Origin of the sequence: Cellulomonas bogoriensis 69B4 = DSM 16987 (assembly GCF_000767165.1) — a bacterium.
Lineage (GTDB): Bacteria > Actinomycetota > Actinomycetes > Actinomycetales > Cellulomonadaceae > Actinotalea > Actinotalea bogoriensis.
This window is the reverse complement of sequence record NZ_AXCZ01000017.1, coordinates 1-19150: the sequence shown is the minus strand read 5'-3', so window position 1 is coordinate 19150 and position 19150 is coordinate 1. Positions and strand designations below refer to the sequence as shown.

Sequence of the window (19150 nt, the reverse complement as noted above, 5' to 3'; positions counted from 1 at the left end):
CCTGACACGAAGGCGACAACGATGTTCACGCCCCTGATCAAGGCCTGGCGGCGGCTCGAGGCCAGGCGCCCCGGCACCGCGCAGTTCCTGATGTTCTTCTTGCTGAGCAACGGTGTGACGGTGCTGCAGCTGGCGCTGATGCCGATCTTCCGGTCGATCTTCAACCGGACGGCGTTGGTGCACACCGACTTCCAGGTCCTGCAGGTCGGTTCTGAGGTGGGCGGGTCGCCGTACTTCATCTTCGACTACCCGGCCGGTGAGCTGCCGGTCGGTGGTGGGGGACTGGCGTACTTCTTGGCGGTGCAGATCACGATCGGCATCGCCCAGGTGATCAACTTCTTCGCGCAGCGGAACATCACGTTCAAGGCCACGAACTCGGTGCGCAAGGCGGCCATGTGGTACCTGATCGCCTATATCCTCATCACGTTCGGTGCGGCTGCCGCCCAGGGTTTCTACAAGGCGCCGATCTACAACCTGCTGATGGACACGTGGGGATGGGGAAGCACGGGTGAGACCATCGCCGACGTCGTCACGATGATCATCAACAGTGCGATCGCGTTCTGGATCTTCTTCCCGATCTTCAAGGTGATCTTCAAGCACGAGCCGGGCAAGGACGCGGGCGAACCCGACGCGGGTGAGCCCGAGAACGACCCGACGCCCTCGGGGGCGGTGGCCTCATGAGCGCCCCGACCGGCCCTGTGACCCTCACCGTGGTGGTGCCCTGCTACAACTCGGCCGGGTACATGCGCCGGTGCGTGGAGTCGTTGCTGGCGGCAAGTGGGCCGGACGTGGAGGTCGTGCTCGTCGACGACGGTTCCCAGGACGGCACCGGCCGCATCGCCGACGCGTACGCCGCCCGGTACCCGGGCCGGGTGCGGGCGGTGCACAAGGAGAACGGCGGCCACGGCTCGACGATCAACGTGGGGCTCCAGCTCGCCAGGGGCCGCTACTTCAAGGTCGTGGACTCCGACGACTGGGTGGACGTCGAGGCGTTCACCCGGTTGGTGTCGACGCTGCGCCGGTTCGGTGAGCAGGACGCCGACGTGGACATGGTGCTGAGCAACTTCGTGTACGAGAAGGAGGGCCGCCGGACCACGCGGACGGTGCGGTTCCGTCGGGCCCTGCCCCGTGACGAGGTGTTCGGGTGGGACCAGGTGGGGCGCCTGCGCAAGACCCAGTACTTCCTGATGCACGCGATCGTGTACCGCACGGGCCTGCTGCGTGAGGTGGGCCTGCACCTGCCCGAGCACACGTTCTACGTCGACAACATCTTCGCGTACATGCCGTTGCCGGCGGTGCGGCGCATGTACTACCTGGACGTGGACCTCTACCGCTACTACATCGGGCGGGCGGGCCAGTCGGTGGCCGAGCAGGTGATGATCGGCCGCCTGGACCAGCAGCTGCGTGTGAACCGCATGATGATGGAGCACGTGGCGCGCACGGTGCCCCCGGACCACCCGGCGTACGGGTACATGACCCACTACCTGGAGATCGTGTGCGCGGTGTCCTCCACGTTGCTGCTGCGCTCGGGCACGGACGCGGCCATCGCCACCAAGGAGGCGATGTGGCGGGGCATCCGGGAGGAGGACGAGCTGCTGCACCGGCGGTTGCGGCGCAGCACCCTGGGCACCCTGACGAACCTGCCGGGCCGGCACGGGCGCCGGGTGACGTTGGCCGCCTACCGTGCGGCCCAGTGGCGGGTGGGCTTCAACTGACGTCGGTGCCGGTGGGGCCGGGGGCGGGGACCAGCACCCGCACGGTGAACCACCCGTCCTCGGCGTGGACGGTGAGGGTACCCCCGTACCGTTCGGCGATCTGACGGATGTTCCGCAGCCCGTAACCGTGGTTGAGGTCGTCCCCGGCCTTGGTGGTGCGCGGCAGGTCACCGTCGAACATGAGGTCGCCCTGGTAGTAGTTCTCGAACCGCAGCATGACGAACGAGTCCTGCCGGTGGACGGCCACCCGCAGCAGACGCTGCTCGGGGTCGGGCAGGGCTACCGCGGCCTCGATCGCGTTGTCCAGGGCGTTGCCGACCAGGGCCGCGACGTCCATCGCGGCCATGAAGTCCAGGGCGGCGCCGTCGGCCACGCACGTGAGGGTGATGCCGTGGCGGGCGCAGTCGGCGCTCTTGGTGGTCATGATCGTGTCGAGGACGATGTTGCCGGTCTCGACCCGGGTGTCGTAGTCGCGGATGGAGTCCTCGAGCTGGTCCAGGTACGAGGCGCGCGCGTCGGCGCTGGCCTCACCGCGGATCGCGTTGATGTAGTGCTTGAGGTCGTGGTACTTGCGGTTGACGACGTCGATGTTGTTGCGGGCCTGCAGGTACTGCTCGTGCTGGGAGTGCAGCAACCGGTTCATGGCCTCGACCTCGGCGGTGCGCCGCAGCTCCAGGCGCTGACCCTGCTGGGCGTACAGGGCCACGTACCCGGCGAGGTCGACCAGGGTCCTGATGTAGAACACCTCGGGGCCCAGGCGCCCGCTGAACGGGGTGTTGGTGCTGAGGAAGCTCAGGTTGCTGATCAGGAACGTGATCGCGGCGATCGCCATGGCGCTCAGCACCCCGCGACCGTCGACGTCCACGGGCTGGTCGGCGGGGAAGTGCCGCCGTTCGATGGCCCACGCGGCGGTGAACGCCGCCCCGTACACGACCACCAGCAGCGCCCCGGGCAGCACGGACAGGTCGTCGCCGGCGTCGAAGAAGAACGTGTGCAGCTGCCAGTGCAGGGACGCGACGAGCTCGGCCAGGACGAACGCCCGCGCCAGGAAGTACCCGGCGTTCAGGGCGGTCAGGTCCGCGCACGCCGCGATCAGCAGGTACATGGTGCCCACCGCCAGGGCCATCCCCACCACCCACAGGGCGATGGGCAGCGTCCCGGCCAGCAGCTGCACCCCGATGAGCGCACCGAGGCCCAGGCCGGCGGCCAGGGCCAGCTGGGGGCGGGGCAGCCGTTTGCGGATCAGCAGCACGTACACCAGGCACGCGCCCCACTCGGCGATGGCCGTGTACAGGCGGGGGATGTCCGGCAGGACGTCCTCGATCATGCGGTGCGCCCACCCACGTGGTCGGTCAGGGCCTGCAGGAACGCCCGCCGCCGGGGCCGGCTGACCTGCAGCTCGATGCCCCCGACCATGACGCAGCTGGTGGCGTTGACGCCGGTGACGTGCCTCAGGTTCACCAGGTAGCAGTTGTTGGAGCGGAAGAACCCCTTGTCGGTGAGCTGGGCCTCGAACGCCTTCAACGTGCCGGTCAGGGTGTACGCGCGGTCGGTGGCGTGCACGGTGATGCGGTGCCGCACGCTCTCGATGTACACGATGTCGGCCAGGTCCACCCGCGCCATGCCGGTGCTGACGGTCAGCATGATCCAGTCGTCACGCGACCGGCTGGTCCTGTCGATGGAGCGCCGCAGCTCCTGGGAGAACGCGAAGTACGGCACGGGCTTCAGCAGGTAGCTCAACGCGTCCACCTGGTACCCCTTGATGGCGTACTGGGCCATGTTGGTGATGAACACCAGCACCACGTCCGCGTCGAGTGTGCGGATGTGACGGGCGGCCTCCAACCCGTCCAGGTAAGGCATCTCGACATCAAGAAAGATGATGTCCAGACCGGCCTGGTAGCCGTCCACCAGCTGACGCCCGTCGGGGAACGTCTGGGTGACGAACGACACGTCGTTCTCAGCCTCGAACCGGGTGAGGTGCGCGAGGATCTGCGCTGTTGCGGCGGGGTCGTCCTCGACCACTCCGACGTGGATCACCTGCGGCACTGCGAGCTCCTGCGGTATGGGGGGAAATGGGCGGTGGGGGGCCACCCACCTACTACCGTAGGTGCTCGGGCGGTGGACGCCCCGGGTCCCAGGAGGTGAATGTGAGCGACGTCGTGGTCGTCGGTGCCGGTCTGTTCGGGCTGACCGTCGCAGAAAGGCTCGCCGACCGTGGGATGGACGTCACAGTCGTGGACCGTCGGGCAGAGATCGGCGGAAACGCCGCGAGCGCGTTCTGCCCCCGCACCGGAATCGAGGTCCACACCTACGGGTCGCACCTGTTCCACACCTCGAACGAGCGCGTGTGGGCGTACGTGAACAGGTTCACCACGTTCACGTCCTACGAGCACCGGGTGTGGACCACCTACCGCGGCGAGGTGTTCCCCATGCCCATCAACCTGGGGACCATCAACCAGTTCTTCCGCTCCGCGATGGGCCCCGACGCCGCCCGCGCCCTCATCGCCGAGCAGGCCGCCGAGCTCGACGGCCGCGAGCCGGCCAACCTCGATGAGAAGGGCATCTCGCTGGTGGGCCGCCCCCTGTACGAGGCTTTCATCCGCGGGTACACCGCCAAGCAGTGGCAGACCGACCCCCGCCTGCTGCCCGCCTCGATCATCTCCCGCCTGCCGGTGCGCTACACCTACGACAACCGGTACTTCGACGACACCCACCAAGGGCTGCCCACCGACGGGTACGGGGCCTGGTTCGCCCGCATGGTCGACCACCCCCGCATCGACGTCCGCCTCGGGTGCGACTTCTTCGACCCCACCCAACCCGTGCACCGCGGCGCCGTCGTCGGGCAGGCACCGGTCGTGTTCACCGGGCCCGTCGACCAGTACTTCGACCTCGCCGCCGGCCCCCTGGCCTGGCGCACCCTGGACCTGCAGCAGGAGGTCCTGCCCACCGGCGACCACCAGGGCGCCGCCGTCATGAACTACGCCGACGAGGACGTCCCCGAGACCCGCGTCCACGAGTTCCGGCACCTGCACCCCGAACGCGCCTACCCCAAGGACGCGACCGTGATCATGCGGGAGCGCTCGCGGTTCGCCGAGCCGGGTGACGAGCCGTACTACCCGGTGAACACCCCTGAGGACCGGGCCCGGTTGGCCACCTACCGTGAGCTGGCCGCCCAGGAGCAGGGTGTGCACTTCGGTGGGCGGTTGGGCACCTACAAGTACCTGGACATGCACATGGCGATCGGCTCGGCCCTGACGATGGTCGACAACCAGCTGGCCGACCTGCCCTGACCGCTACCCGGTGCGGGTGAGAGAACGAGCCGTCAGCGCAGCAGCGGCAGGCTTCCGCACAGGCGGTTCACTGAGCGCCGTGGTCCGACGACGCCGATCCCGACGAGCCCGAGCTCTGCTGTGGCGGTGTGGGACATCCGCTCGACGTACTCGTCATAGGTCTTGCAGGACTGCGCGAGCGAGCTGAACGCGATCGTCGTGGTCTCGGGATCCTCGGTTGCTCGCTCGAACAGCTCACGTACTTCCGCCCGGGGCGCGGTGAGGATGGGCACCGGGATGAGAACGATCCCTGCGTGCACGGTGCCGCTCGCGTCCTCGACGTCAGCGCCGATGAGTTCGGGCACCCGATGAGTGAGTGTCATCGCCAGCACCGATGCCGCGTTCGCGGCGAGGCCTGTGGGCAGGCTCTCGTCGACGACGACGGCGCACTTGCTGGCGCTGACATCGATCTGCCGGGTGGGTGAGGTGCTCGTCGTTGCTGTCACCGTTGTCCTGTTCTCGTGGTGGCCGCCGCGAGGACACCCAGCGGCGACTCGTCATCGGCAAGGTCGAGGTCTGCCACGACCCAGGTACTGATCTGCGACCAGGCCTGCACGCCACGCATGTGGTCGGGGTGGTTCATGTAGCGCGCTAGCGCGGCACGGTCGGCGAACACGCCGATAACGCAGAAGTCATAGGCGCAGTCGCGCGTCGTGGTGTTGCGGCCCACTGTCCAGTGCGCGATGTCGGGAATGGCGCGTGGATGCCCACGGGTGATCTCCTGCGGCCCGCAGGGCGCGCGGGTCGTCCCAGTCCGCTCCCTCGCGAAACCGAAATAGCACAACGTGCTGTATCAGCGCTCTTCCCCCCGAAGCCTGTCGGGCCAGCTACGCTGGCATCCGACCCCCCTGTGGCTCCACCTGAGGCTGGTGCTGTCCAACCTTCGGTGGTCGCGCTCAAGGTAGGGGGCGGGCGTGGACGGGGTCAAGGCCTTACGTGCCACCGAACAGGTCGGCCACCGCGGCCTGCCGTGCGGTGGCGCTGGCTGCGCCTTACGCCAGCAGGTTGACAGCGACCTTGCGGTCGTGTCGGAAGACCACCGACGTTCGGACGTCGACGATCTCCCTACGCTGGGTCAGCCGGTCGAGAATGAAGTCGTTGAGATGATCGTTGTCACGGACCGCGACGTGGATGAGGAAGTCGTCGGTCCCGGCCGTGACGAAGACCTCGATCGTCTCCTCAAGCCCGACCACGAACGAGTGGAACGACTCGATCACTGCCCGGTCTGGTGGTCGAAGCCGTACGGCCACCATGGCCTGCACGGAGCGGTTGAGCTTCTTGAGGTCGACGTGGGCGTGCACCCCGGTGACGACGCCGCAGCGGAGCAGCCCGCGGGTGCGCTCCAGGCAGGTCGACTCCGCGACGTGCAGCAGCCCTGCCAGCTCCCGGTTCGATCGGCGGGCGTCCTCCTGCAGCAGCCGTAGCAGGGCCGAATCCACTTCGTCTAGGGGCCTCATCTTCGCGCTCCGATCGAATCTCCTTCGCCAGACACCGCGATCAGCCGAAGGATCCGCACTGTCCTGCCGAGCATCCCGAAGTTGACTCTAGTCTCTGTAGCGTGACCACCCTAGCCGCGGGCGCCCAGACCGGCCAGAACGCGACGTTGCCGTCCCCGCCGCCACGTTGGCTCGCGATCTCCGCGGTTCTCGTGGCCGCGCTCTTCTGGAGCAGTTCCTTCGCTGTCACAAAGGTGACGCTGGCGGACATTCCGCCCATGACCGTCGGTGCGCTGCGCTTCACCGGCGCGGCCGTGATCCTGGGCTTGATCGTCCACCTGCGGCGTGAGCGGGTGCTTCCCTCACGGCGCCAGAAGGCTGGCATTGCCGGCGCAGGACTGCTCGGGATCACCGTCTACTTTGCGCTTGAGAACGTGGGAGTGGACCTCGCCTCGGCCTCCGATGCGACACTCATCGTCGCTACCTACCCCCTGATCACCCTCGTGCTCGAGCGGCTCTTGGGGAGGGCGACGTTCTCCCCGGTCCGTCTGTCAGGGATGCTCCTCGCGATCGTCGGAGTAGCCATGGTGGTGGCGTATGGCCCGGCTGCCTCCACGGGCCAGGACCACCACTTCGTCGGCATCCTCCTCCTGCTGCTGGGTGGGGTTGCCTGGGCTACCTACAACCTGGTGGCCCAACGCGACGGCTCAGGCTGCTCCGCGGTCGTCACCACGTACTACCAGACCTTGGCTGGCGCGGCGGGCTTCATCCTGCTCTCGCTGTTCGAAGCGGGGCAGTGGTCTGCAGTGTCGGGCGGCTCGCTCTTGCGGGTCGCGTACCTCGCAGTGTTCTGCTCGGTGGCGGCGTTCCTGGCCTACAACTTCGGGCTCAAGGCGCTCACCCCGAGCATGGCGGTCAATCTGCTCAACACCGTCCCGGTAGCCGGCCTGATGTGGGCCGTCGTCCTGGCCGGAGAGACCCTCACACCGGGGCAGGTCGTGGGCGGCGGCGTGGTGATCCTGGGCGTCACCCTCGGCATGGCTCGAACGCGGAGTCAGCCGTGTACGGAGCCAATCGGGGACCCAGCGCCGACAGTCCCTCCGGCGGTTGTGCGCGCTGACTCGTGAGACGAACTGGCGACCAGCAGGTCGGAGTTGTAGCCGAGTAGCGGGTGGTGTCCCTTGAGAAGGGGAGAGGGCCCGGGCAGCCGGTGGATCGCCAGGCCTGGCGCCAACGCATGTCGGCGCCAGGCCTGGCGGCGGTTACCCGGTGCGTTGCAGGTGGTGGACGCGGGCGTCGAGGTGGGCGAGGACGTCGGTCTCGGTGGTGGCGGTCGCGGCGGCGAGCTCCATGGCGAGCAGGCGGGTGACGGTCGCCAGGCCGATGACGATGTCTGCGGCGTCGGTCTCGCGGTGCAGGGCGTGGGCGAGGGCGTCCTCGTCGCCGGCGTTCGTCCAGGCGGTGACGACCCGCAGCCCTGCCTCGATGGCCTGGAACTGCACGGGTGTCACCCAGGGCTGCGGGTCGTCGTGGCTCATGGCGGTCAGGTGAGGGAGGCCTGGTAGATGGGTTCGATGGCGGCGTCCAGGGCCTTGTCGAACTGGTCGTCGTCCTGGTCGGCTGAGAGGCCGTCGAGCAGGGCCCGGCTGAAGCTGGCGATGAGGCCGGGGTTGCGGGCCAGGCGTGCGTTGGCGTCGTCGCGGCTGTACCCGCCTGAGAGTGCGACGACGCGGGCGACGGCGGGGTGGGCGATGAGGTCGCTGTAGAACCCGTCGACGGTGGGGATGGTGAGCTTGAGGGCGACCTTGGTGCCGGTGTAGGAGTCCAGGCGGGTGAGGATCTGCTCCTTGAGGATGCCCTCGGCGTCGGCCTTGTCTGCGGCGTCGATGCTGACCTCGGGTTCGATGATGGGCACCAGGCCGGCGTCGAGCACGTGGTCGGCCAGCTGGAACTGCTGGTCGACGACGGCGGTGATGCCGTCGGTGGTGGCGGTGTGGATGACGGACCGCTCCTTGGTGCCGTAGACGCCCTTGTCGCGGGCGCGGGCGAGCAGGTCACCCAGGCCGGGGTTGGGGCGCATGAGCTGGACGCCGTCGGTGACGTCCTCCAGGCCCTTGTCGATCTTGAGGAAGGGGACGATGCCCTTGTCCTCCCACAGGTAGGCGGCCGAGCCCTTGCCCTGGATGTCGCGGTCCAGGGTGTTCTCGAAGAGGATCGCACCCAGGATGCGTTCGCTGGTGAACACGGGGCTGGTGATGATGCGGGTGCGGGCGGCGTGGATCAGGTCGAACATCTCGGTGTCGTTCGAGTACTGGGACTCCTCGATCCCGTAGGCGCGAAGGGCCTTGGGGGTGCTGCCGCCGCTCTGGTCCAGCGCAGCGATGAACCCGTGTCCGGTCTCGAAGCGAGCGGACTGCTGGGCGTGACTCATCGGGTCTCCTGGGGCTGTTCGGTGTGGACACCTAGACTGTAGATGAGAACCGTTCTCAAACCAAGGGTGGCTGGTGGGGCCAGGTGAAGGGGTGCAGGTGAAGGGCTGGCGGGTGCCGGTGGTGGCGTTGACGGGGCACCTGGGTGCGGGCAAGACGACGGTCCTGAACCAGCTGCTGCTGAACCCGGGTGCGCGCATCGGGGTGGTGGTCAACGACTTCGGGGCCATCAACGTGGACGCGGGCCTGCTCACCGGTCAGGTCAGCACCGCGGAGTCGATCGCGGGCGGGTGCCTGTGCTGCCTGCCTGACAGCGGGGGGCTGGACGAGGCTCTGGAGGTCCTGACCCGGCCGCGCCTGCGTCTGGACGCGGTGGTGGTCGAGGCCAGCGGTGTGGCCGAACCCGCGGCCCTGGGGCGCCTGATCCGGTTCAGCGGTGCCGAGCACGTGCGCCCGGGCGGGTTGGTGGACGTGGTGGACGCCGACGCGTACTTCGCGACCGTGGACACCGGGGGTGACCCACCGGCACGGTTCGGGGCCACGACCCTGGTCGTCATCAACAAGACGGACCTGCTGCCCGCCGACGAGCGCGAGCCGACGGTCGAGCGGATCCGTGCCCGCGTCCACGAACGCAACCCCCACGCGCACGTGGTGGTGACGACCCGGGGGAGGGTCGACCCGGCCCTGGTGTTCGACGCCGCCACCGACCACGACCCCGACGACCAGCTGCCCCTGGCCGACCTGGCCCGTGAGCACGCCGGCCCCCCGCACCGCCACGCCAACGCCGTGACGGTGCCCGCCACCGGCCCCGTCGACCCCGGCGCCCTCATCGACCTGCTGGAGGACCCGCCCGCCGGGGTGTACCGGCTCAAGGGCACCGTCGTCGTCGACACCGGCCGCACCACCCGCGCGTACACGGCCAACGTGGTCGGACGCCACATCCACATCGCCCCCCACCCGGCGACCACCGGCGACGGGCTGGTCGCCATCGGAACCCACCTGAACCACGCCGACGTCCACCGACGACTGCAGACCGCACTCGCGGCCCCGAGCGGACCCGTGGCCGCCCAGGCGATGCGGCGCCTGGTGCGGTACCGGCGCCTGAGCGAGTGACACCCCGCACCACACGCACCACCCACCCGGTCAGGCAGGTAGGCTTGCTCGACGTCGGACGGCACCCCCGTGGCACCGCCCGCACGCGACGAGCCAGCACCACCACGTGCCCGGCTCCGAGCGCCTGTAGCTCAGGGGATAGAGCACCGCTCTCCTAAAGCGGGTGTCGCGCGTTCGAATCGCGCCAGGCGCACAGAGGCGTTGTTGCAGTTCAGGGGCGTTATAGGCGCCGTGGCTCCGCTGGGGACCGTGTCCGATTCGCCGAGCATTGGTCAGCGTCTTGTCTCAGGACGTGGACGGCCCGTCAAGGACGAGGGGACGCCGGCGGAACCGTGCGATGGCCCGGGCCCACGCGGATGCATCAAGCCGTGGTCATGGGCGCGCCAGGGTGGACTACTTCTCCCAGGGCGGTAGCGCCTCGAGGAACTCCGCGACCGCTCCGACGGCACGCCGTTCAAGCTGGGGCTCCTCGGAAGGATCCGCGGCGACGAACCGTGCATAGCTTCGTGCCCCGACGCGGCTCGGCTCGGCGAACATGTCCCTCAGGCGCGCCATTGCTTCCGAAACCTGCGGGTCGTGGTAGGCCGGTCGCAAGCCGAAGGCTCTGGCCGCGGCCGCCGGTCCTCCGGGCCAGCTCTCGATGAGCCAGATGATGTCGTAGGAGTCCTTGGGCTTGTCGCGATCACGGAGCGCATCGATCTTCGCAACCAGGAAGGCCAGCGGACCGGTGACTCGGATTGTCGCTTCGTGTCGGCCTCGACCTTGCGGTAGGTCGACCAGCTCCGTGACTTCTTCGACGTCCCGGGTGAGCAGGTCGCCAGCCTCGAGTGCGAGCGCGGAGAGGCGTCCGCCGAAGTTGTGCTTGCCCGTCGGGTTCTCGCCCGCACTCGGGCGGAAAGCGTGGCCAGCTGGGCGATCCTCGCCTGCTGGGCAGAAGAACTCGACGGTCAGAGCCAAGCCGGCGCTGCGATGCCAGCGGAAGGAGGCGTCGCTCACCTCGAAGTGACGGCGCTTGAGCACCGCCTCCATCCGCTCGTACGTCTCGGTCTGCCCTTCCACCAGAGCGATGCTCAGACACAGGTCGAGATCTGCGGTGCCGACGTGCGGTTCGATTCCCGGGTCCAGGACGGGGACAAGGAGGCTCGGGACTAGTCCACCGATCAAGACGACGTGCGCCGCTGTGAAGCCGAGCGCTCTGATGAGGTCGGCCGCCTCCGCGACAAGTTCGGTGGCGACGCTCGGGTCATAGCCGCTCTTGTGCTGTCCGTCAGGCTCGTTCAAGGACCTGCTCCCGGAAGAGTTGGGCGGCGTCGGCGCCGCGACCGCCCTGGCGCGCGAGATCCAGCCACACGCGCACAGGGGGCGCGACCCGCACGCCGTTGACATCGCGTGCGGCAAAGGTTCCGAGCTCGCCGGTATCGGTCCACAGCTCGAGGTTCATGCCGCGACCTGCGTCCTCCGCGTCAAGGTGCTCTAGGCCGAGCCGATGAAGGGCGCTGTCTGCTTGCACCGGACCGACGCGGATGTGGCTGACGATGATCTGGCTCAAGACCGGCGCGCCGAGTAGTTGGCTCGCGGCCGCGCCCGTAACGGCATACGGCAGGCCGGCGGCATCTGCGCGCTCCGCGAAGCGCCGGAGCACCTCCTCTGGTGTGCGCGCGTAGAGGTAGGTTGCCGCGGTTCCTGGACGGCGTCGTGCGCGGTCGATCGTTGCGAGCCAGTCCATGGCCCCGTGACGGTCGGTGATTCGGCGCCTTTGCTGCGGGCCTTTACCCGTGCTGGCGAGGAGACGTTCAGCTTCCAGCGCCTTGAAGACGTTGTGGGCTTGGCCGACCGAGATCGCGGCTTCGTGCGCGAGTCGGCTGATGGTCCACTCCCCGTCGACGGCGAGCAGGACTTGGACCGCGCGGATTCCCGCTGGACCTAGTTTGGCCGGTTCGGTTCGGCCGCGCCGTGGGCCTCGCCCACTGTGGTCGACGTGTACGAGGGTTCCCGGCCAGGCGACGTGTATCGCACCACGGCCGTCGCACCAAGAGAGGCCTGCCGCTTCCAGTGCGTCACGTTCTCTCTCGGGGATCGTGAGAGAAGCGATCATGCCCACTGCCCCGGGCGGCACCATCCGGGTCAGCTCGACGGCTGACTTCACGTCACCCTCGACGTGTGGCCGTGGGAGGAGGACGAGCGGCCGGAACGTGCCGTCGACTCCGACCCGGTTCCGGTGTCCGGGTGCGATCTCCGTCCTCGGAGCCCCGGCGAGCACATCCCGGTACCGGCCCGGTGTGGCAGGCTCCAGCTCGATGGTTACCTTCACTCCAGAGCACCATTCACTTTGTGATGAACGCTGACGATGAGTGAAGAGTAGCGCCGAACCAGCATGGCTGTCAGCCGCTGGGCCACCGCCATGCCCGGCTGGCCTCGTCGCCCGCAGCGACGTGACGGGTCAGGTAGGCGTACCAGTCCCCGGCCGTGAGCTTGTGCATCGACATCAACTCCGCCACCTCGCTCACCGCCGCCATGCGAGCCGGACCGGCTTGCCCTACACCTGTAGGTGTGCGGGCGGACAGGAGAAGATTGGCGGCCCACGCGCTCGAGGCGTCTACAGGCAGGTAGGCGTACCGATGCGCAACCCGCGGGGAGCGCAGAGAGGATCTGGCGCCGGGCAGACTGGGGACACCGCACCCTGGAGGACGCCATGCCGATGGCCCGAGGGATCACCCGCATCAACAATCGGTTCATCAACCCGGTCATGCTGCGGCTCGCCGGGATCGGGCCGATGGTCGACCTCGAGCACGTCGGCCGGCGGACCGGGACGGTGCGGCACACCCCGCTCATGGCCTTCCGCCGCGGGGACGTGGTGACGATCGCGCTGACCTATGGCCCGGACGTCCAGTGGCTGGCCAACATCCGCCACTCGGGCGGGTGCCGCATGCGCATGGGCCGGGAGATCCTCGAGCTCGGTGCCCCGCGACTTCTGGACCCGGCCGAGGGGCTGGCGCGCATCCCGCAGCCCCAGCGCGCGCTGCTGCGATGGCCCATCCGGTGCCGCGACTACGTCGAGCTGCCCGTGCTCCGGCCCCGTCCCGAGAGGGCTTCAGTCTTCCCGGAAGGTGAGCCCTTCCGCGGCCAACGCGTCACCCAGGATGGCGACAGCCTTGGGGCCGACGCCGTGGATCGCCAGGAGCTCTCGCCGGGATCGTGTGGCCACGAGTCGGAGGCTCGTGAGGCCGTTCGCGGCGAGCTCGCGCGCGGCGGTCCTGCCGATCGCGTCGGGGAGGTCGCCGACCGGGCGGACGTCGGGTGTGGAAGCCATGGCCCATCCTCCCAAGGACGATGCGGCACCGGCGGGTAGTCGGCTCTCCCTTGGGGGTTCGGTACCGCTGCGAGGCCCGGATCGAGAGTGGCGCCCACCCGGAGCGATCCGACCGCTCGATGACGGCGGGTGGCCCAATGACGGACGCGCACTCGTCTTGCATCCCTGCGATGCTGCCGGTGTCGTGGGTCGGTCCGGGGCCCGCGGCGTCGCCGGGATCGCGGGGCGCGCGTCGCCAGGTGAACTGCAGTTGGCCCGCGACGTGGCGATGCGTGTGCGTCGCAGCCGTTCAGCAAGCCCGTGAACCGTCAGCTATCGAGCAGGTGTGACCGAGACCGTGGCCCGTCCGAGCCCGACCCGTCTGTACCACTTCACGCACATCGACCACTTGACAACCCTCGTCGAGAACGGGCTGCAGTGCGATTCGCGCGTCCGAGGCGCGGGGCTGTTGGCACACTGAGTCGCCCTGGGTCTGATGGAGGCTCGGGCTATGGGATTTCGACCAGGTGGTGGTCGTCCCGGTGGGTAGCGTAGAACGCTGCTTCGAACTCGGTGGGTGGGACGTCGCCGAGGGAGCTGTGTAGTCGCTGGGTGTTGTGCCAGTGGACCCAGCCGAGGGTGGCCAGCTCGACGTCCTCGACGCTCTTCCAGGGCCCGGTGCGGGCCGGTCCGTGGATCAGTTCGGCCTTGTAGTAGCCGTTGACGGTCTCGGCCAGGGCGTTGTCGAACGAGTCCGCCACGGTCCCAATCGAGGGGCACGCGCCGATCTCGGCGGGGCGTTCGCCGTAGCGCAGGGAGGTGAACTGACTGCCGGCATCGCTGTGACACCGTAGCCCAGTGATCTGCGCCCCGCGGGACCAGCGGGCCATCTCGATCGCGTCCAGGACCATCTCGGTGCGCATGTGCGGTGCAACGCGCCACCCGACGATGGTGCGGGAGAAGACGTCGGTGATGAAGCAGACGTAGGCCACCCCGGTCCAGGTCGGCACGTAGGTCAGGTCGGTGACCCACAGCTGGTTCAGGGCGGTGGCGGTGAAGTCCCGCTCGACCAGGTCCGGATAACGGGCCGCGGCAGGGTCGACCTTGGTGGTGCGGACCCGCTTGGTGCGCCAGGCGCCCTCGATGCCCTCGGCACGCATCAACCGGGCGACCTGGTCCCGGCCCACATCCCACCCGACCCGGACCGCGGCCTTCCAGAGCTGACGGGCCCCGTTGACGCAGTAGTTGTCCTCCCACAGCCGGGCCAGCACCGGGCGCAGGACACCGTCGCGGACCTCCCGGGCCGAGGGCCGGCGGGCCTTGGCGGCGTGGTACGTGCTCGGCGCCACCTGCAGCACGCTGCAGATGGGCTCGACACCGAGCTCGTCGCGGTTCGCGTCGATGAACGCGACTACTTCTTGTGTTGGCGGTCGAGCTCCGCCCCGAAGAAACTCGCCGCCCGCCTCAAAATCTCATTGGCTCGGCGCAACTCCCGGTTCTCCTGCTCCAGCTCTCGCAACCGGGCGTTCTCGGCCGAGGTCACCCCCGGCGCACGGCCGCCGTCGATGTCGGCCTGCCGAACCCACTGGCGCACCGACTCGGTCCCGTACCCGAGCTGGGATGCGACCCGCTGCACCGTCCCGTGCTCGGTCCCCAGCTCAGCGCGCAGGTCCCGGACCATCCGCACCGCCGCGGCCTTCTCCTCCTCGGAGTACCGGCGCGTGGTCGGCTTCCCCTTCCACACCTCTCGTGGCATGGCTCCATCCTCGTTTCCAAGGTCAGGAACCTCCAACATCCCCAGGGCGACTCAGGGCGACTCAATCCAAACCCCCGGTTCGTCTTGCGCAAGGGCTGCTCTGGGCGGGGGTGGCGTCCGGCCAGCGCAGGACAGCGCCCTTGGCGACCCGAACTGGAGACAACGGGTACGTCGGTGAGGACCGCTCCGTCCCCTCTCGACTCGGCAGCGGCGGTTGCCGAGGGCTCTGTGAGCCCTCTGGCGCTCGCCGTGACGGGAGTTGCCGCCGCCTCCTGTCAGGTTCGCAGCGACGAAGGCGTCGCTGCGAACCTTGATCGAACACCTGCACGCGCCGAGCCACAGAAGCAGCCTCTCGCCAGACCACCAACCTGGCAACACGCCGTGAAACCCTTCGTCAGAGGTTCGACGAGTCGAGGCGTTAGGATTCGGCAGTGGCTCCCCTCAAGCGAAAGATCAAGCGCGTCGAGGATGTCTTCGGCGTCGCGCCCGAAGTGCTTGTTGACTCGTACGTAGACAGAGGAGATCTCGACAAGAAGATTGCTCGCCTGCTCGGAAAAAAGAAGCACATTGCGCTGCGCGGGGTGTCTAAGTGCGGAAAATCTTGGCTACGTCAACGAGTCTTGCCGAGAGCCCTGGTGGTGCAGTGTCGCCTCGGGAAGACCGTCCTAGACGTTTATCGGGAAGCGCTCGGCGAGTTGGGAATCAGGCTGGAAGTGAGCTCCTCCAAGGCCAGCAGCCTGACAGGGACCGTCGAAGCTACTGCCGAGGTCGGCGTTAGTCTCATTACCAAGATCGCGGCAAAGTGGGGTTTTTCGGGGACGACTACGGAGACACAGACAACCACGGCCGTTCGCCAGGACATCAATGACCTTGGCTTTATTGCCGACCTGATCCGTGAGAGTGGTCGGATATTAGTCATCGAAGACTTCCACTATCTGGATCACATTGAGCGCACGAAGTTGGCTTTCGACCTTAAGGCGCTGTGGGATTTCAAGACCTACGTCGTGATCGTGGGAGTCTGGAGTGGGCAGAATATCTTGGTCCACCTCAACCCCGACCTCTCGGCACGAGTTCGCGAAGTGCCGATCTCGTGGAGCAAGGAAGAGCTTAAGAAGATCTTCGAGACCGGGGGGGCCGCCCTGAACCTCCGGTTCGGAAGCGAAATCGTGGCCCGCGCCATCGAGGACTGCTACGGAAACGCTGGCATTCTCCAGCGCCTCATCGAAGGGGTTCTCGAAGAGGCTGGAATCGAGGAGGAGCAGGTCCAACCGACGGACGTCGACAACATCGCGCTACTTGACGATGCCGAACTCAACTATGCCGAGGAACTAAACTCGGTCTACCTCGAGTTCGCAAACCGCGTCTCTAGCGGAATCCGGAACCGGCAAAATGCGACTGGCATCTATGCGCACGCCATGGCGGTGATCATGTCAGCCAATGATGAAGATCTAATTCGAGGCGTGCCACTCGATACTGTTTTTAGGACGGCGCACGCTCGAGAAGGCAGGATCCAGAAAGGGAACCTGAAGACCGTGTTGGAGAGAATTGAAGCCTTGCAAGTCGACGATGCCGGGAGGGGTCTCGTCCTGGCCTATGATGAGTCGCGCAAGGTTGTTTCTGTTGTCGATCGGCAACTTCTACTGTACCGCAAGTACGCTACCGTGCCCTGGCCGTGGGAAGACCTGATTGCTGAGGCCGATGATCGCGGAGAGGCGTTCGCCGACGCCTAAGTTGGTAAGACAGTCCACGACAGCCGCGTGTGCCGGACCGCTCCTGAGTTTGGCCGAACGCGCTAGCTGCGGCGCGTCAACTCGACCCGTTTGAACTCGGCGCTCCTTCGGTCCTCTGGTGCCGGCCGTGCCGGAGGGTTGCCGGGGGAGTCGACGTCCGTCGAGACGGCCGCGGCGCAACCGACGTTGGGTGTCAGCCATGCTCCTCGTACCCTGTGGCTTGCGGACGAACGCATGGGTGCGGACAACCTTGCCTCCTGTCGCCTATAGAACTTCGTGCCTGTCGACGGCCTGGCCGCTGGTGTTCTCGGTGGTCTCGCAGGCGTCTTCGACGCGCCAGTTGAGAGTTGCCCCACCGGCCGTCCTCGATCTTGGCGTTCCCCGCCTTTTCGGCACCGCACGTTCGGTTAGTCGAATTGCTGTCTGGCGCAACTGGCCAGACGTGCGCTACCCATCAGCGCGCGCCGCAGAGCGGTGTCGTTTGACCATCCCATGGCTCCGGAGATCGTTTATGATGTCGGGATGGACTGGGGAACGCTACTGGCGTCACTGCTTGGTGTTGTCGTCGGCGGTGGGGTGACCTACCTCGTAAGCATGCAGCTCGCGCGCGTTGACGCCGCTCGGCGCCGAGGGGAGTCCCTCCAGCATCGATTGCTAGACACGGCTAACGCGTACCTTGGTGCAGTCGCCGAGTATCGCCGTCACGCTACGGACACTCTCGACTGGATCGAGAACTGGCGGGCGTCTCGTGATGCGGGCCACACCGACGCGGCCGCGATGTCGTGGGATCGGCGGGTTGAGTCAATCGCCCGTCGGGAAGAAGAGCGGGCGCGCGCTCTCGTCGAGCGCGTGCGCCTGGAGCTTCTTGCCCCTGACCTTGCCCGCCTGGCGGGTTCCCTCCTGTCGCCGCCCGCTCCCGTCAGCGATCCGGCGCGCCAGGAGGCCGCAGAGGCTCGCTGGAAGTCCGCACACGACGAGTTCCTTGCAGCGCTTCGAGTCCGCTTGGCGCTTCCTGACGAGTGACCGGAGCGGCAAGGGGTCGGCCAGTCTCAGTTCCGACTCGGTTGCTTCGCCAAGAACACCTAGTCTGTATTCGCCGAATCCTTCATCATGCCTGAACTAGTCGTCTGGCTCGTCGCTAGCCAGGTCGCCTTCCTCGTCAGCTTCGGACACGACTCGCCGAAGCCCGCCTTCGCCGATCACGGCTTCACCGCGGGCGAGCCTCATGAGCCGCCAAAGTGGCTCATCCCAATGCAGGGTGTAGTCGCGGCCTGAAGCCGCCTGTCTCGAGCAGGCTCCTGGCGATGTAGTTCGTCAGGTTGCGAAAGCCCAGGGCGGAGCCGCGGAGGTGCTCGAGGCGACCGTTCATGGCCTCGGTCGGGCCGTTGCTGGTGCCGGGTCGGTCGAAGTAGGCCAGGACGTCCTCGGCCCGCTTCTTCAGGGTCCGCCCGAGCGTGCGGAGCTCGGTCAGGGCGGTCGGGACGCCGGTGGTGACGGACTCGATCACCTTGGTCATGAGCTGCTTGCCGCGGTCGCGGTCGGGGTCTCGGTAGGCCCCGATCATGCGCTGGTAGATGCCCCAGGTTGCCTCGACCTGAACGTGTTCCTCGTTCTCGAACAGCGCCGTCAGGCGCTGGCGTTGCCGGTCGGTGAGCAGGCCTGCGCCGGTGTGAAGGGTCCGTCGGGCTTGGTAGAGCGGGTCGCCGGCGCGGCCTCGGTGTCCGTGCAGGTCCTGCTGGACCCGGCGCCGGCAGCGGTCCATGGCGTCGCCGGCGAGGCGGACGACGTGGAACGGGTCCATCACCGCCACGGCCTCGGGCAGCTCTTCGGTGGTCGCGGTCGTGAAGCCGGTGAAGCCGTCCATGGCCACGACCTCCAGGCCCTCGCGCCAGGCCCTCGGCCGCTCGGCGAGCCAAGCCTTGAACGCCTGCTTGGAGCGCCCCTGGACCATGGCCAGCAGTCGTGAGGGGCCGGTCCTGTCACGGACCGGGGTGAGGTCAATGACGACGGTGACGAACCTGTCGCCCCGGCGGGTGTGGCGCCAGACGTGCTCGTCGACGCCGATGACCTTCACGTCCTCGAAGCGGGTCGGGTCGTCGAGCAGGGCGCGCTTGCCTTCGGCCAGGACGGCGTCGTTGGCGGTGTCCCAGGACACCGCCAGTGCCTCAGCGAGGCGGGCGACGGTCAGGTGCTGGCAGACGAGCCCGACCAGAGCCCACCGCAGGGCGGTCCGGGACAGCTTGGCGCGCGGTTCGGCGGCGCGGCTGGTGTCCTGGCGCCAGACGTGGCCGCAGCCGGTGCACTTGTAGCGGCGGATCCTGACCAGCAGGGTCGTCGGGCGCCAGCCCAACGG

General features: G+C 67.8%; 20 protein-coding genes, 1 tRNA gene and 1 other annotated feature. Of the genes, 9 read left to right on the top strand and 12 right to left on the bottom strand.

Going from position 1 to position 19150, the window contains the following annotated elements; translation table 11 throughout:
- Positions 1-21: 21 nt before the first annotated feature.
- A complete protein-coding gene (locus N869_RS03280) occupies positions 22-681 on the top strand; it encodes a hypothetical protein (RefSeq protein WP_052104915.1) in 660 nt (219 codons plus the stop codon).
- Positions 678-1715 carry a glycosyltransferase family 2 protein gene (locus tag N869_RS03275; protein ID WP_035057783.1) on the top strand — a complete coding sequence of 346 codons (1038 nt, stop codon included), beginning with the start codon at positions 678-680 and terminating at the stop codon, positions 1713-1715. Before N869_RS03280 ends, N869_RS03275 begins: the two co-directional genes overlap by 4 nt.
- Here the strand turns inward: N869_RS03275 and N869_RS03270 are convergent.
- Complete coding sequence (locus tag N869_RS03270) at positions 1708-3042, bottom strand: GHKL domain-containing protein (RefSeq protein ID WP_035057780.1); 1335 nt, start codon at positions 3040-3042, stop codon at positions 1708-1710. The genes N869_RS03275 and N869_RS03270 overlap by 8 nt on opposite strands.
- Positions 3039-3761 carry a LytR/AlgR family response regulator transcription factor gene (locus tag N869_RS03265; protein ID WP_232229590.1) on the bottom strand — a complete coding sequence of 241 codons (723 nt, stop codon included), beginning with the start codon at positions 3759-3761 and terminating at the stop codon, positions 3039-3041. Before N869_RS03265 ends, N869_RS03270 begins: the two co-directional genes overlap by 4 nt.
- 101 nt (positions 3762-3862) lie before the next feature.
- Between N869_RS03265 and glf the strand changes: the two genes are divergently transcribed.
- Positions 3863-5005 carry a UDP-galactopyranose mutase gene (glf, locus tag N869_RS03260; protein ID WP_408606340.1) on the top strand — a complete coding sequence of 381 codons (1143 nt, stop codon included), beginning with the start codon at positions 3863-3865 and terminating at the stop codon, positions 5003-5005.
- 32 nt (positions 5006-5037) lie between these two features.
- Here glf and N869_RS03255 read toward each other — a convergent pair whose 3' ends face one another.
- From N869_RS03255 to N869_RS03245, 3 genes are all read right to left on the bottom strand, one after another.
- Positions 5038-5490, bottom strand: coding sequence for a DUF2000 domain-containing protein (locus tag N869_RS03255; RefSeq protein ID WP_052104914.1), 453 nt, complete (start codon positions 5488-5490; stop codon positions 5038-5040).
- Positions 5487-5828, bottom strand: a complete 342-nt coding sequence (locus tag N869_RS16375; protein ID WP_084136375.1) for a Dabb family protein — start codon at positions 5826-5828, stop codon at positions 5487-5489. Before N869_RS16375 ends, N869_RS03255 begins: the two co-directional genes overlap by 4 nt.
- A 208-nt stretch (positions 5829-6036) precedes the next feature.
- The gene (locus N869_RS03245) at positions 6037-6483 is read right to left on the bottom strand and encodes an Lrp/AsnC family transcriptional regulator (protein ID WP_232229589.1); all 447 of its coding nucleotides are present in this window, start codon (positions 6481-6483) and stop codon (positions 6037-6039) included.
- 119 nt (positions 6484-6602) lie between these two features.
- Between N869_RS03245 and N869_RS03240 the strand changes: the two genes are divergently transcribed.
- Complete coding sequence (locus N869_RS03240) at positions 6603-7607, top strand: DMT family transporter (protein WP_198025942.1); 1005 nt, start codon at positions 6603-6605, stop codon at positions 7605-7607.
- A gap of 135 nt (positions 7608-7742) precedes the next feature.
- Here the strand turns inward: N869_RS03240 and N869_RS03235 are convergent, their stop codons facing one another.
- Both N869_RS03235 and N869_RS03230 read right to left on the bottom strand, forming a co-directional pair.
- Entirely contained in the window at positions 7743-8018 is a 276-nt protein-coding gene (locus tag N869_RS03235) for a hypothetical protein (protein ID WP_035057770.1), read from the bottom strand.
- A gap of 5 nt (positions 8019-8023) precedes the next feature.
- Entirely contained in the window at positions 8024-8911 is an 888-nt protein-coding gene (locus N869_RS03230) for a fructose bisphosphate aldolase (protein ID WP_035057768.1), read from the bottom strand.
- Positions 8912-9002: 91 nt separating this feature from the next.
- Between N869_RS03230 and N869_RS03225 the strand changes: the two genes are divergently transcribed.
- Positions 9003-10022, top strand: a complete 1020-nt coding sequence (locus tag N869_RS03225) for a CobW family GTP-binding protein (protein WP_232229588.1) — start codon at positions 9003-9005, stop codon at positions 10020-10022.
- Positions 10023-10142: 120 nt separating this feature from the next.
- A tRNA-Arg gene (locus N869_RS03220) sits at positions 10143-10215 on the top strand.
- 200 nt (positions 10216-10415) lie between these two features.
- Here the strand turns inward: N869_RS03220 and N869_RS03215 are convergent.
- From N869_RS03215 to N869_RS18710, 3 genes are all read right to left on the bottom strand, one after another.
- Positions 10416-11303: a nucleotidyl transferase AbiEii/AbiGii toxin family protein gene (locus tag N869_RS03215; RefSeq protein ID WP_035057766.1), complete on the bottom strand. Its 888-nt coding sequence runs from the start codon at positions 11301-11303 to the stop codon at positions 10416-10418.
- Entirely contained in the window at positions 11290-12168 is an 879-nt protein-coding gene (locus N869_RS17255; RefSeq protein ID WP_156968320.1) for a hypothetical protein, read from the bottom strand. The genes N869_RS03215 and N869_RS17255 overlap by 14 nt, the downstream gene beginning before the upstream one ends.
- 235 nt (positions 12169-12403) lie before the next feature.
- Positions 12404-12529: a hypothetical protein gene (locus N869_RS18710; RefSeq protein ID WP_269545858.1), complete on the bottom strand. Its 126-nt coding sequence runs from the start codon at positions 12527-12529 to the stop codon at positions 12404-12406.
- 185 nt (positions 12530-12714) lie between these two features.
- On the opposite strand from N869_RS18710, the gene N869_RS18385 reads away from it, so the two are divergent.
- Positions 12715-13371, top strand: a complete 657-nt coding sequence (locus N869_RS18385) for a nitroreductase family deazaflavin-dependent oxidoreductase (RefSeq protein ID WP_232229587.1) — start codon at positions 12715-12717, stop codon at positions 13369-13371.
- A gap of 449 nt (positions 13372-13820) precedes the next feature.
- Here the strand turns inward: N869_RS18385 and N869_RS03195 are convergent.
- Positions 13821-15067, bottom strand: a protein-coding gene (locus N869_RS03195) for an IS3 family transposase (RefSeq protein ID WP_156968319.1) whose coding sequence is annotated in 2 segments (ribosomal slippage) — positions 13821-14764 and positions 14764-15067 — 1248 coding nt in all. Because the reading frame shifts where the segments join, the coding sequence is not laid out codon by codon here.
- Positions 14652-14768: a sequence feature (AL1L pseudoknot), on the bottom strand. It overlaps the preceding gene by 117 nt.
- A 431-nt stretch (positions 15068-15498) precedes the next feature.
- Between N869_RS03195 and N869_RS03185 the strand changes: the two genes are divergently transcribed.
- Both N869_RS03185 and N869_RS03180 read left to right on the top strand, forming a co-directional pair.
- The gene (locus N869_RS03185) at positions 15499-16797 is read left to right on the top strand and encodes a hypothetical protein (RefSeq protein WP_198025941.1); all 1299 of its coding nucleotides are present in this window, start codon (positions 15499-15501) and stop codon (positions 16795-16797) included.
- Between the two features lie 492 nt (positions 16798-17289).
- The gene (locus N869_RS03180) at positions 17290-17820 is read left to right on the top strand and encodes a hypothetical protein (RefSeq protein ID WP_156968318.1); all 531 of its coding nucleotides are present in this window, start codon (positions 17290-17292) and stop codon (positions 17818-17820) included.
- Positions 17821-18040: 220 nt separating this feature from the next.
- On the opposite strand, the gene N869_RS03175 is transcribed toward N869_RS03180, so the two are convergent.
- The coding region (locus N869_RS03175) for an ISL3 family transposase (protein ID WP_035057753.1) at positions 18041-19150 on the bottom strand (1110 nt) is incomplete at its 5' end.